This window comes from Breznakia blatticola (genome assembly GCF_004365815.1).
GTDB classification, from domain to species: Bacteria; Bacillota_I; Bacilli_A; order Erysipelotrichales; family Erysipelotrichaceae; genus Breznakia; species Breznakia blatticola.
Genome location: NZ_SODD01000001.1, coordinates 111,361 through 122,968, shown reverse-complemented (window position 1 = coordinate 122,968; position 11,608 = coordinate 111,361). Strand labels below are relative to the sequence as shown.

Annotated in this window: 13 protein-coding genes; 9 read left to right on the top strand and 4 right to left on the bottom strand. The window is 32.1% G+C overall.

The features are described from left to right. The first annotated feature begins 707 nt into the window (after positions 1 to 707). From EDD63_RS00675 to EDD63_RS00635, 9 genes are all read left to right on the top strand, one after another. Positions 708 to 1,190: a hypothetical protein gene (locus EDD63_RS00675; RefSeq protein WP_134167435.1), complete on the top strand. Its 483-nt coding sequence runs from the start codon at positions 708 to 710 to the stop codon at positions 1,188 to 1,190. Positions 1,191 to 1,469: 279 nt separating this feature from the next. Then, a complete protein-coding gene (locus EDD63_RS00670; protein WP_134167433.1) occupies positions 1,470 to 1,907 on the top strand; it encodes a hypothetical protein in 438 nt (145 codons plus the stop codon). 269 nt (positions 1,908 to 2,176) lie between these two features. After that, positions 2,177 to 2,674, top strand: coding sequence for an RNA polymerase sigma factor (locus EDD63_RS00665; protein WP_134167431.1), 498 nt, complete (start codon positions 2,177 to 2,179; stop codon positions 2,672 to 2,674). After that, entirely contained in the window at positions 2,671 to 3,744 is a 1,074-nt protein-coding gene (locus EDD63_RS00660) for a hypothetical protein (RefSeq protein ID WP_134167429.1), read from the top strand. The genes EDD63_RS00665 and EDD63_RS00660 overlap by 4 nt, the downstream gene beginning before the upstream one ends. 66 nt (positions 3,745 to 3,810) lie before the next feature. After that, positions 3,811 to 3,999, top strand: a complete 189-nt coding sequence (locus EDD63_RS00655; protein WP_134167427.1) for a hypothetical protein — start codon at positions 3,811 to 3,813, stop codon at positions 3,997 to 3,999. A 54-nt stretch (positions 4,000 to 4,053) separates the two neighbouring features. Further along, complete coding sequence (locus tag EDD63_RS00650; RefSeq protein ID WP_134167425.1) at positions 4,054 to 4,707, top strand: hypothetical protein; 654 nt, start codon at positions 4,054 to 4,056, stop codon at positions 4,705 to 4,707. Between the two features lies 1 nt (position 4,708). Continuing rightward, complete coding sequence (locus EDD63_RS00645; RefSeq protein WP_134167423.1) at positions 4,709 to 5,293, top strand: histidine phosphatase family protein; 585 nt, start codon at positions 4,709 to 4,711, stop codon at positions 5,291 to 5,293. 169 nt (positions 5,294 to 5,462) lie between these two features. Next, positions 5,463 to 5,870 (top strand): DUF6323 family protein, encoded by a 408-nt coding sequence (locus EDD63_RS00640; protein WP_134167422.1) that lies wholly within the window; start codon positions 5,463 to 5,465, stop codon positions 5,868 to 5,870. After that, positions 5,867 to 7,210, top strand: coding sequence for a DUF6179 domain-containing protein (locus EDD63_RS00635; RefSeq protein WP_134167421.1), 1,344 nt, complete (start codon positions 5,867 to 5,869; stop codon positions 7,208 to 7,210). Before EDD63_RS00640 ends, EDD63_RS00635 begins: the two co-directional genes overlap by 4 nt. Here the strand turns inward: EDD63_RS00635 and EDD63_RS00630 are convergent. Genes EDD63_RS00630 through EDD63_RS00615 form a run of 4 tightly spaced genes read right to left on the bottom strand, consistent with a single transcriptional unit; the run spans position 7,195 to position 11,542 of the window. After that, complete coding sequence (locus EDD63_RS00630) at positions 7,195 to 7,824, bottom strand: PIG-L family deacetylase (RefSeq protein ID WP_134167420.1); 630 nt, start codon at positions 7,822 to 7,824, stop codon at positions 7,195 to 7,197. The two genes, EDD63_RS00635 and EDD63_RS00630, sit on opposite strands and share 16 nt — an antisense overlap. Continuing rightward, complete coding sequence (locus EDD63_RS00625) at positions 7,821 to 8,747, bottom strand: glycosyltransferase family 2 protein (RefSeq protein ID WP_134167419.1); 927 nt, start codon at positions 8,745 to 8,747, stop codon at positions 7,821 to 7,823. The genes EDD63_RS00630 and EDD63_RS00625 overlap by 4 nt, the downstream gene beginning before the upstream one ends. Continuing rightward, positions 8,734 to 9,135, bottom strand: coding sequence for a GtrA family protein (locus EDD63_RS00620; RefSeq protein WP_134167418.1), 402 nt, complete (start codon positions 9,133 to 9,135; stop codon positions 8,734 to 8,736). Before EDD63_RS00620 ends, EDD63_RS00625 begins: the two co-directional genes overlap by 14 nt. Then, complete coding sequence (locus tag EDD63_RS00615) at positions 9,107 to 11,542, bottom strand: YfhO family protein (protein WP_134167417.1); 2,436 nt, start codon at positions 11,540 to 11,542, stop codon at positions 9,107 to 9,109. The genes EDD63_RS00620 and EDD63_RS00615 overlap by 29 nt, the downstream gene beginning before the upstream one ends. Positions 11,543 to 11,608: the final 66 nt, after the last annotated feature.

Here is an 11,608-nt window from a genome sequence, read left to right as displayed (position 1 = left end):
AACGAAGTAGGAGGTGTAGAAAGTTTTACTAATGTTGAGAGATAAACTATAGAAATAAATTGAATTGCTTAGTGGATTTGATTGATTAAACACTTAAAAAAGGGGGATTTAAAAAAATATTTATTAATTTTAAGTTCAGTCGTAACGTTCTCTATTATACTGTGTTGAATAATGTTGAGAGAGAAGATGCTAAGTAGGATGTAATAAAAATGGAAGATTTTACTGAAAGTGTCGAAGAAACAACTAGAATTGAAATTTCTAATGAAAGTATTCTTGAACATTCGTGGATACCGATAGTGGTGTAGTCATAACTTTGAGTGATAATAGAGCTAAGTCATTTGTAGAATATAGTAGTTTAACGAAAGAAAACGAGGGGTTAATAAATGAGAACTCTTCTAAAACAACGAAAGGGCAATAAAGAACAATTATTGATTATATAAGTAAAGTTTTGAGTGTAGAAAAATATGTTTGTAATAAAATAGGACAAACACTATTAAGTACTATGATATTTAACAAAAAGATAAACAACAAATGTTTAAAGTAGAATGTAGGTTGTACACCCATCGTCTATGTTATATCAATGCAATTCATTTTCTAATATGTTTTGGGAAACGACCGTTGTTCCAACATAGAATCGATGTAATATAAAATGAAATAACACTTTTCAATAAATGGTTGAAAAATACATAACGAATATTGGAGGAGAGATGAAAAAAAATCAAAAAACAAAGAAAACAATCATGCTTATTATCTTAACTGCGATTTTAGCAGGATGTTCTAACAATCTGTCATTTGTAGATGGAAAAACTAATTATAAAACTGAAATATGTAAGATGCAGGAAGCAGGTATTATTAGCACTTATAAGATAAGCTCACTCGATTATGAAACGATAGTAGATGAAATTGAAGTTAAACTTGTTTTTCATCCAGACTATTTCATTGGTGATAAAAAGGAATTGAATGAAGATGATCGCAAAGAAATTGAGAAAACATTCAGTGATGAAATGGGATTGGATGAATCTAAGCTTACTGTTGACTTTGTCAATGAAGGGGTCAGAGTGGTCTTTATTGCTAAAGATAATGTCTTAGATGAACTAATACTTGATGATACGAATGATTCGAAAATTATGAATGACATTATTAAGCAATTAGTAATTAAAGGCTATACATGTGAAGTTGATAGTAAATAAACTGAATGGTGTTGAGATAAAATAACTAGAATTTCTGTTATTATGAAATTCTTTAAATTACTGAGAGAGCAATTTAAATTGTGAACATATTATCTTCACAGTTAAAAACAATGAGAAGGTGAAAAAAGTTAATGATTTTAGGTTTTGTATGATATTTTCATTGATTGTAATGGTAAATTTTGCAATCTTTGGAAATACAACAGAATAAACGCTTTGCTGAATTGTTTGAATTTTCACCTAGAGTTGGAGAGTTTTTCAAAAAAGTTATGAGAGGTTAAGATGAAAATTAAAAAAGGAGTCTTTATTTTTGCTTTACTGATATCATGTGTAGTGTTGATGATATGTAAGTCTGATGACGATCATATATCTTTATTTCTTGAAAGTGGATTCGAAATAAGTGCAAATAGATGGGCAGGAAATGATGTGATAACTGTAAATCTTGAAAATAAAGAATATAAATTTAATAATGAGACAAAATTAAAAGATTTGAATATAGTTTTTTTGGTCAATTCTAAAAGTAATGCAGTTATTACATTAGGTAAAGTTCAACAACAATCAAAAGAATGTATTGTATACACAAATGGCGAAGATAACTACACTGAAAGTCAAATGTGCAGAAAAGAATTTGATGATTTACTTGCTGACATCGGGATTAGTAACAAAGATTTTGAAAAAATGATTATTGATATTGCAAAAAATATAAACAAAAAGAATTAAAAATGAAAAAGATCAAAAAAGGATAGATTATATGATATCATGTACTACTTTGTGTGGGTTATATAATCTATCTTTTGCTTTTGCTTGAATATTATATTGAAAATCAATTAGCTTCTAACTTTTATATTGTCAGTATTTATTTGTGGGGTAAAACATTCGCATGTTGTCAATAATAGATATTTTTTTTGCTAGAATACATGGTACACTTTTTTTGAAAAGTTTTGTCATTTTTTGTCTATAAGTTCGTTATATAAGTGAAGGGGAAACGTATGGAGAATCGTTGGCTAGAAATTTTGTATCATACATATCATCAACGTCTATATCTTTTTGCGTTGTCTCTAGCAAAAGATGAAGCTTCCGCTGAAGACTTGGTATCTGAAACATTTATTAAATTAGGTGTGTCTAATTTGAAAAGTGAAAAAGAAATTGAAGCATGGTTATTTCGAGTATTGAAAAATCAGTTTATTGATACATATCGAAAGAATCATCGCATATTAGATGAAGGTCAATATCAAGTAGAGTGGTTAGTAGATCCTTATGATGCAACAAAGAAATATATTAAAGATGAGCAAAAACGGTGGCTGTATCGTAAAATCTACACACTATCAGATAAAGAACGTAATGTTATGTTGTTAAGTTTGGTATCGCAATTGGACGATGTAGAAATTGCACAGTTGCTTAAAATATCACTTGATCATATTCGCAGTATACGATATCGAGTGAAACAAAAACTAATCGCTTATGCAAAAGAGGAGGAAATGTTATGAACGAAGACAAAAAAATCGATGATTTATTATCAATGGACACTAAAGATATTGATCAAAAAACATTCAAGAAAATCAAACATGGTATGAATATGAATTTTGTTAAGCGAATGCTTGTATATACACTAATTGTGGCACTTGTTTTAGCAGGAGCGTATTTTGGTATAAACAAGCTTAAAGAACTTACAAGTTACAATCCAGTAAATGAAAAGATTGAAGGATATTATAATGTATTTGGTGATGAGGAAGATTCAATAGATCGTCAGGATTTCCAAATGCTTGTCTCAGCATATATTTCAGTAGCAAATCCTGGAGTTGTCTATGTTCCGCTTTTCGGGGATGGTAGCTACACAAACTTGGGTTCTGGTAACTATGAGTATTATGGAAAGTATATTTCGTATCTAGATCGAATAAATTATGGTGAATCAGAGGATATAATTGAAGTAAGTAATCGTCGCATTCAATTAAATACAATGTTTCATGTGTATCAGTTTTATTCAAAGGATAAGCAAATAACAGATGAAGACAATTATCCTCAACTTAGTGAGAATGAAATAGCTAAACAACATGAAGCCCTAAAAAAAGACATTGATAATTTACCTGAGTCAGCACAAGTTGACATATCTATATCCTTTGACAAGTCGATGAGTTTTGATCAATTTGTCACATATAAACAGGGTATCTTAGCTGATGTGGACGTGCAATACATTGCGACAAACATACGCGATATTAATACGCTAGGATTCTCACCACTCTACTTCCCGCAAGTGTGTTCAACATCATATCCAGGATTATGTGGAGATGTAGTTTATACTGAAGAAGGATTAAAAGAAGTTTATGCAAGTTCTTTAAAATTACTGAAAGATCATAGTGAATTTCTTCAACGAGCTATAAATTATCCATATGTAATCGATGTAATCAATGACGAAGTTGATAAACTAAAGAATGATGAAACAAAGATATATGGAATACGTTTAGTTGTGGATAAGCAAACTGCATTAAAACTATTGCAGGATGAAAATACATACTATATGCAGGTCTTCGATGCAAAGTTCTCACCATTACAAAAATAGGAGCAGTCTAGCGACTGCTTTTTGTATAAATATGCAATTCAATATTTGATATGTTATGATGCAAATATGAAGAAAGTCTTAAAAACGCTTAGTGATATAATAAGTGTACTAACATTGATATACGCTGTGTATGTTTTGTTAACCAACGATCGAAGTGAGTTCGCCTTTGCTATCGCCATTCTTTTTGCCGACGCAATGTATCTTTTTGCTAGTTATAAAATCTATCAAGAAAAGAAAAAACAAAAAGATGAATGATGTGCAATTTTGTTCAATGAATAAGTAACGACAAATACGATGGACTCATGTACAATGATAGTAATGAATGTCACAGATTTATTAAAGGAACAGACACTGTATTATCGTAGCTTCGTATCGCGAAGTATTTTCTTTGCGTTATCTGAACAAAAACAATATTTATCATACGCAGAAGTATATGCTTTGGCATTTAATGCAAGTGAGTTCATTCTTACAATATCTCCACAGCAAATTTATGCGATTCTCAATTACAAGCATGCATTTAATCAAATGTTAGAACTTGCAAGTAGTAAGAAAGATATAGATGAACATGATGTGCTAGAACTTGTACAACTTCTTTACAAGGATGCAAATATTGAAGTAACATATAGGAATACACAAGCAAAATTGGCATTTAAAGAAGTGTTGGATACATTTCATCATTCCAAAGTTCGTGTTATTAAACGACAGTATAAGCAAGTTGCTTCATTGTATCTAGCGATGAGAAAAGGTGAGCCTTTTACACAAGGAAATACATGTGTATGTGAATTATTGCTGAATTATATGTTATTGAAATGGCAACTGACACCTCATGTGTTTTTAAAAGATGATGCATCTTATGTTGCAACGTGTATTAACAAACAAAATGCTTCAGGTTTTGCGACGTATTTACAAGAAACAGCAATACAAGAAAGAGAAATTATTGATAAGTGTATAGTAAGGGAGTAGTATGGCAAAAACATTATATTTTATGCGACATGGGCAAACGTTGTTCAATGTCTTACATCTTAAACAAGGGTGGAGTGATTCTCCACTAACCACCTTAGGAAAAAACCAAGCAATCATTGCAGGAAGATATTTTAAAGAGCATGATATTGTATTTGATCACGCTTACTCGTCAACTTCAGAACGGGCAAGTGATACATTAGAGCTTGTTAGTAAGCAAGCATACCAACGTGTGCGTGGATTAAAGGAATGGAATTTTGGACGTTTAGAAGGATCTAATGATGTGGTAGACCCAAAACCTCCATATGGTGACTTCTTTGTGCAATATGGTGGAGAAGACGAAATGGAGTTTCGTAAACGTTTGATGGATACTGTCACGAACATTATGGATCAAGAAGACCATCAACAGGTGTTGATGGTATCTCATGGTGCAGCGTGTGCACAACTCTATCGCGCGAATGAAACATATGCAAAAACAAAGATTACGTATCCAATTCCAAACTGTGCAATCTTACGCTTTACATATGAAGATGGAAAACTCATGTTTGAGGAAATGATTTCTCATGACTTTCGCGAACTTGATGTGTAACTTGACAGATTTGATATACTAAAATAAAAAAGTAGAGAGTTTCCGTTTTGTGGAAAATTTCTCTACTTTTTTGCTTCTTTTATAGTGTTATATTACCATATTTTCGCCTTTTTTTCAAGGCTTGTCATGTTTAGCGATGAGGCGTATAAAGAGTACACGGAGGTTATTTATGAGACAAAACAATATCCCAAGCACAACTGATTTTAGTCTTCAATTACATGATGTGAATTATGAAATTGCACAAGCTGGACATCAATTATCAAATGAAGATATTAACAAATTGATCGTTTGTCAGAAACAAAGCTATACTCAATTTGGATTAATTGATATTCATGCGAATATTATTTTTACCATTGCTAGTAAACTTGCGTATTCACCATATATTCGACAAGTTGATTTTGTGGATGTAATTGCATCTTTTATGAATTCGTATTATGCCATACGTAAATATGTACGAGCACGTTTGTATGATGATGAACTAGTTGCGTTGATGTATCAGCATTACTTGCATAATCATGGTCAATTAGATAGTGAATGTATCTACCAAATTATCCAAACTGTGAGGTCTTCAAAATGAATGAACTAATACATGCACAATATCAAGAATATTCATTTACGGATATGGTTCATAAACTACAAAAAGAAGGGAAAATAGATGAGGTGCAAATACAAGCAATTGAAAGTGAACTAGTAAAGATTGCACATCATTTGGTATTGCAATATAACCATAAAAGAAGTTCCACTATATCATTGCATGCCTATAAGCAAATCCATCGTAGTATTTTGTATGCACTTGATCATGTACATACATATAAAGACAACCCTAGTTTATTACAAGCAAATCATATAGAATGCTTCTATCAACAGGGCTTTCAGTACATAGAGAAACAACTTGAATCTTTAAAGCACCAAGCATTACGTTTAGAAAAACAAGCACTGCACGTGGAAAATGAGCGCTATCAAGATGTCTTACATCATCAATTCTTTGATTTTATTAAGGATTATCATCCTGCATATAAAGCGACACTTTGTAAGCAAGATTTTGATTATCCACTATTAGATGGGCTTGCTTTGGATCATCAAATGTATGGTTTGGTTGGTCTTGATTTAGCACAAGAATATGCCAATCGTTTCGATTTGGAACAACAGTTTTGTCATTTGTATGAAAATCAGTTAGAAACACTCGTACATTGGTATGAATTGCAAAAGGGGATTAGCGTACATGTACTAGGTTTGAATATTATGGAACTACTACTTCGACAACAACTGTTTGCCTGCTTACTCCCAAATCCAAAGAAATTATTACTCACTAAAGTAGAATTAGAATTTTTAGCGCGGAAAATTACAAATGCAAATACATTTGCCAATCTAGCATACAAGCGATTGCAAAATAGTATTAATCCTGAAATGTACACATATTCTTTACGCTTCAAAGAACGATTTGTCCAAGAATTACAAATTGCCATTAGCCATCAAAGTTTTGATTCATTTATTATTTATGAAATGGAAGATTGTAATAAAGTACAATTTCAAGTACATCATGCGATGGACAATGATTCATTTTTGGATATAGTGGAACAGATTGAACAAGAATCTTGTACAGAAGCTAGAGTTCAACGATTGCTATCATCTAAGGCATCCATTCATGATGTTTTGGATATTCTTGATATGTCGATTTTTAATCAAGAAGAATATGAAACCTATTTTTGTAAGTTGGATAGTTTAACGCTTGCTTTATTGTTTCGTTATATCTATCCTGAGGAGTTTTTGTTTCAACAGACACCCACATTAGATGCAGATACACTTCATCGCTTAGAAAGCGCTAGAGAGTGGTATACGTTATTAAAAAAGCACCTAGGAACACTAGATGCTTGGCAAAGACAAGAGATTGAACAAATCTTTCAATCATTGAAATAGGGAACAAGTTTCTCATAGTCAATGTAGTGATCAAACTTATGAACTGTTTTTTCTTGTGAAGAATAGAGTTCAAGTAATTCCACTTTTGCTTGATGTTGTGCTTTCGTGAGTTGTTTTGCATATGGTGGATTTTGCTCTTTCTTGAAATAGGAAAAACAATAGAGTTTTTCTTTTATGTTTTGTTGTTGAGTAATATTTTTTACTATATTACTTGTCATGATGTGATGTTGATGCCCATATTCACCTTGCGGGTTATGGGTAACAATTTTTTCCCAGTCGTATATTTTTGTATAGAAAGAAAGTGTCTTTCTGATGCTTTCTTTTTCGTAATACCAATCACTTCGCCTATTGTTTACTTTATCTGGATAGGAAAGAATGATTCCATTATTGTTTGTTTTCTTTAGCATTTGCATAAACTCCGCTCTACGTGTAGGATTGTCTCCATTCGTAATACATATAATAAAATAGGGATGTGAGCTAATTTCTTCACCAGCAAAAAGCGATTCATCATCTGGATGTGCAACGATCATCAAACTTGTATGTTCTGTTTGTTGGATTGTAGGAGTTTTAAAAAGTAAAATACTAAGACAAAGTAGAATTTTCGCATAACTCATAAATCACTTTCCTTGATAATGTAGATTGGGCGTTTCTTGTTTTCTAAGTAATCCTTTGATACATATTGACCAAGTATAGATACGAAAATCATTTGTAGACTACTTAAAAAGACAAGCAGTGTAAGTAGATAAAATGATGAGGAAATCACTTGGCTTAAACATAAACGAATAATAATGCTCATTCCTAGAATGGTTGATATTGCTAGTAGGATAGTTCCAACAATTCCCGCAAACAATAATGGCTTAGTAGAAAAAGATACAATTCCTTCAAAGGCATAGGAGAATAAACTTTTTAAACTCCACTTAGTTTGTCCAGCAACGCGTTCTACATTATGAAATTCAATCCACTTTGTATCAAAACCAACAAATGAGAAGATTCCTTTCATATAACGATTGTATTCTTTCATTTGTAAAATCGCATCAACCATTACGCGTCGCATCATTCGAAAATCACCAGAACCATCACTCATATCCATTTTTGTTAGACGGCTAATGACTTTGTAAAATTGTTTACTTAAAAAGCTACGTAAGCCTCCTTCACCTGTACGGTCCATGCGTTTACCAGCTGCACAATCATAGTTTTCATATTTCAAGACTTGATACATTTCTTTTAGTAAGGTAGGAGGATGTTGTAAATCTGCATCCATAATGACACAATACTCACCCGTTGCTTTTTGCAATCCTGCAAACATTGCGGATTCTTTTCCGAAGTTTCTTGAGAATGAAATATAGTGACAGTTTGTATCTTGTAAAGCAAGTAACTTTAGTTCATGAATACTTTGATCTGTACTACCATCATTCACAAAAATAAACTCATAATTCACACCTTCAATTTTTTGAAGTTCTGCTTTTGTTGTTGTGTAGAATAATGGGATGGATTCTTCTTCGTTATAACAAGGAACGATGATACTAATGGTTTCCATAATTCGGTTCTCCTTTTCTAAATATTTTACTTTTACATATTCCATAGTTTGCGATAACTGTAATAATACTCACAAACAGTTTTGCAGGTATACTAGCAATACCGATAAGTTGAATACAAACATACAGTAGTCCATTTTCAATCAGTAAAGTTAAAGCGCGCAATGATACAAAATTGATTAATTGTTGTATAAATGGTTCATTTGATTGAAATACCCATAAACGATTGGTATAAAATGCAACTAGCACAGCTACTACCCAAGCAATTGTATTTGCAATTAAATATTGAACCCCTACATATGTCAAAATGAAGTAAACGATGTAGTTTACAAGTGTGGTGAAACCACCATTGAAAATATATTTAATGAGTTGTTTGTCGATGTTGAACATAGGGTCTCCTTTCCCATACACCTTTTAGGCAAAGTATGATAAACATACATCCGCTGATCAAAAACCCTAAAGGCTTTCCTGGAGGCGTATAGATTAATTTGATTGTGTGACTGCCTTTGCTTAGTTTTGTGCCAACAAAGGTTGTATTCACAGTTTCAATGGTTAGTTTTTTACCATCTACATAAAGTTGGTAGCCATCTTGCATCGGCAAGGAAGTGGCAAACATGCCATCTTCTTGCATTGTGATAGTTCCTTCTAAAACTGCATCACTTTCAATTTGTGTAAATGTATCAAGATGTAATTGATCTATAGAGACATCTTCGAATTGATGCAGTTGAATATTTGTGAGTTTATAGTTACCTTCAGAAAAGGTAAGGTGCAGTTTTTTTAATTCCTTTGCATCACTAAGTGTGTAAGTGAAATGCGTATTGTGATTTGGATAAGCAGCATGTAAACTTGATAGTTTATTTCGAACACCTTGGATATCAATATACATATCCTGTTTGGCTATATTTGAGATATCTTCGACATCAAATTCAATCACTAAAATTCCTTTAATATCTTGCTCGAGCGTAAGATCTACACTTGCTTTTTTCTTTGCTTGCACAAGCAGTGTATCGTTTTTCATTTCAAGTTGTAGCGATGTGCTTTGTTTTGTAAAGGTTGGTTGAAATGCTACAGATTGTACTTTATTTTCATACGCTTGATTTGATGTATTGTCTGTAATTAGATATGACTGCAACGCCTGTAGTTTTTCAACAGCTGATAGTTTTTCAAAGACATCTGTATGTAGCAGTTTACTTGTACCGTATGCAATTGGACGAACCTCTTTATTTTCAAGAATTTTATAATCCTTTGTTTCTGCATACACTTCATAGCCAATCGGAACGTATTTCTTTGTAGTATACAAATATCGAATCCCCATCAACTTGGCAAAAACTGGATTGTGTTGATATGAAGTAATTACACGGTTTTTACTTGGAATGGCTTGCATCATCACATCGTAGAAGAATATATTATATGAACTATTATTGATGCTTGTATACATACTTGTGCGTTTGAGTTTTGGTGAAGCTGTATTTACGCTGGTAGAGACAAATCGTAAATCTTCAAAGCGATAGTTTTCTAAATCCAACGCATGTATATCAGAATTGTTTTCCAGTGATGTCAGTTTCTGATAGTTTGCTTTCTTTTCATAGGTTTCATACTGATTGTTTACTTGGCAAGTAATGATAGCAGCCAACAAAGCAGCATTAGCAAATAATGCTTGTTGTTGATAATAGATGCATAGCAATATGCTTATTGTTAATAATGCGTCCATTGCAACCAAAGTAGGTGACTTACTTGCAACTATTACAAGTACAATAAATAGAACATCATAAGATTTCCATGAAATTTCATGTTTACTAATTTGTTGAATTACTAAACCAGTAACAAGTAAAACAAGTGGAATAAATGGAATGAATGCTTTAGGTCGTACATATAATGCAAAGTTTAAAATATAACTACATATTGGAATACAACATAGCAACAGTAAGATCACTGCTAGAATACGCAACTTTTTTGAACGCAGAGCTAAAAACAAACTGAATAATGAAATGAAAGTTAATCCCATTCCGTATTTGTCGTACAGGATGGTAGAAAAACTTAAATCGATAGGTGCAATAGATGCGACCACTGCATCGGAGCGACTATTTGCCAAAATTGCAAGTCCAGTAGGTAATAAATAGAAACTACATAAAAGATATGCAAATCCAATATGTAAGCCAAGAATGAAAAGCTGTTTAATTGGCTTATCGTGATTCAGATATAACGTATATATTGCAAGCACTACAGCACAACTTAAACTAAAGAAAAAGCTGTGTAAAATGATGCAAGCAAATAGTAGAACCAACCAAAGTTGTGATTTTCCTTTTTTGATCACAAGCATAGATAGTAATAAGAACGGCAGATAGTTCACAAATAAAATCTGTCGATGTATTTGAAAACTGTAGGAAGATAGCGCAAATAAAAGTACCATAATACATGCGATGCTATCTGTTAGTTGATGCTCTTTTAATAACTTGTAGAATAAACATAAACTAATCGCATACATGCATATCATGTATGTAGAAATAATGGTATACATGTCTACATTAGGTAAAAGTAAAGATATAAGTATATCTAAACGAAACAGTCCATAGTAAGCAAAGTTATAAATATTCTGTCCTGCTCCTAAACTATCCATAAAGTTAGGAAAGAATCCTTGCTGGTATACTGCTTGACGAATCGCTTTTGCGATTTGAATGTGTTGATTTACATAATCGGTTGTTGAACCAAAAAGTGTTGACGCATCATGTAATACGATTGGTATACATACACCAATTGTAAAGATACATATATAAATAAATAATTGTCGTTTCTTCATAAGTAACCTCGTAATTAGTATGCCAAAAACTTCTTAAGAATCAGCGAAAGAAAATCTTAAGAATTC

Coding starts and splice junctions, on each gene's coding strand:
- EDD63_RS00640 (WP_134167422.1), top strand. CDS start 5,463: ATGAGACAAAACAATATCCCAAGCACAACTGATTTTAGTCTTCAATTA.
- EDD63_RS00615 (WP_134167417.1), bottom strand. CDS start 11,542: ATGAAGAAACGACAATTATTTATTTATATATGTATCTTTACAATTGGT.
- EDD63_RS00645 (WP_134167423.1), top strand. CDS start 4,709: ATGGCAAAAACATTATATTTTATGCGACATGGGCAAACGTTGTTCAAT.
- EDD63_RS00630 (WP_134167420.1), bottom strand. CDS start 7,824: ATGAGTTATGCGAAAATTCTACTTTGTCTTAGTATTTTACTTTTTAAA.
- EDD63_RS00650 (WP_134167425.1), top strand. CDS start 4,054: ATGATAGTAATGAATGTCACAGATTTATTAAAGGAACAGACACTGTAT.
- EDD63_RS00675 (WP_134167435.1), top strand. CDS start 708: ATGAAAAAAAATCAAAAAACAAAGAAAACAATCATGCTTATTATCTTA.
- EDD63_RS00625 (WP_134167419.1), bottom strand. CDS start 8,747: ATGGAAACCATTAGTATCATCGTTCCTTGTTATAACGAAGAAGAATCC.
- EDD63_RS00670 (WP_134167433.1), top strand. CDS start 1,470: ATGAAAATTAAAAAAGGAGTCTTTATTTTTGCTTTACTGATATCATGT.
- EDD63_RS00655 (WP_134167427.1), top strand. CDS start 3,811: ATGAAGAAAGTCTTAAAAACGCTTAGTGATATAATAAGTGTACTAACA.
- EDD63_RS00665 (WP_134167431.1), top strand. CDS start 2,177: ATGGAGAATCGTTGGCTAGAAATTTTGTATCATACATATCATCAACGT.
- EDD63_RS00635 (WP_134167421.1), top strand. CDS start 5,867: ATGAATGAACTAATACATGCACAATATCAAGAATATTCATTTACGGAT.
- EDD63_RS00660 (WP_134167429.1), top strand. CDS start 2,671: ATGAACGAAGACAAAAAAATCGATGATTTATTATCAATGGACACTAAA.
- EDD63_RS00620 (WP_134167418.1), bottom strand. CDS start 9,135: ATGTTCAACATCGACAAACAACTCATTAAATATATTTTCAATGGTGGT.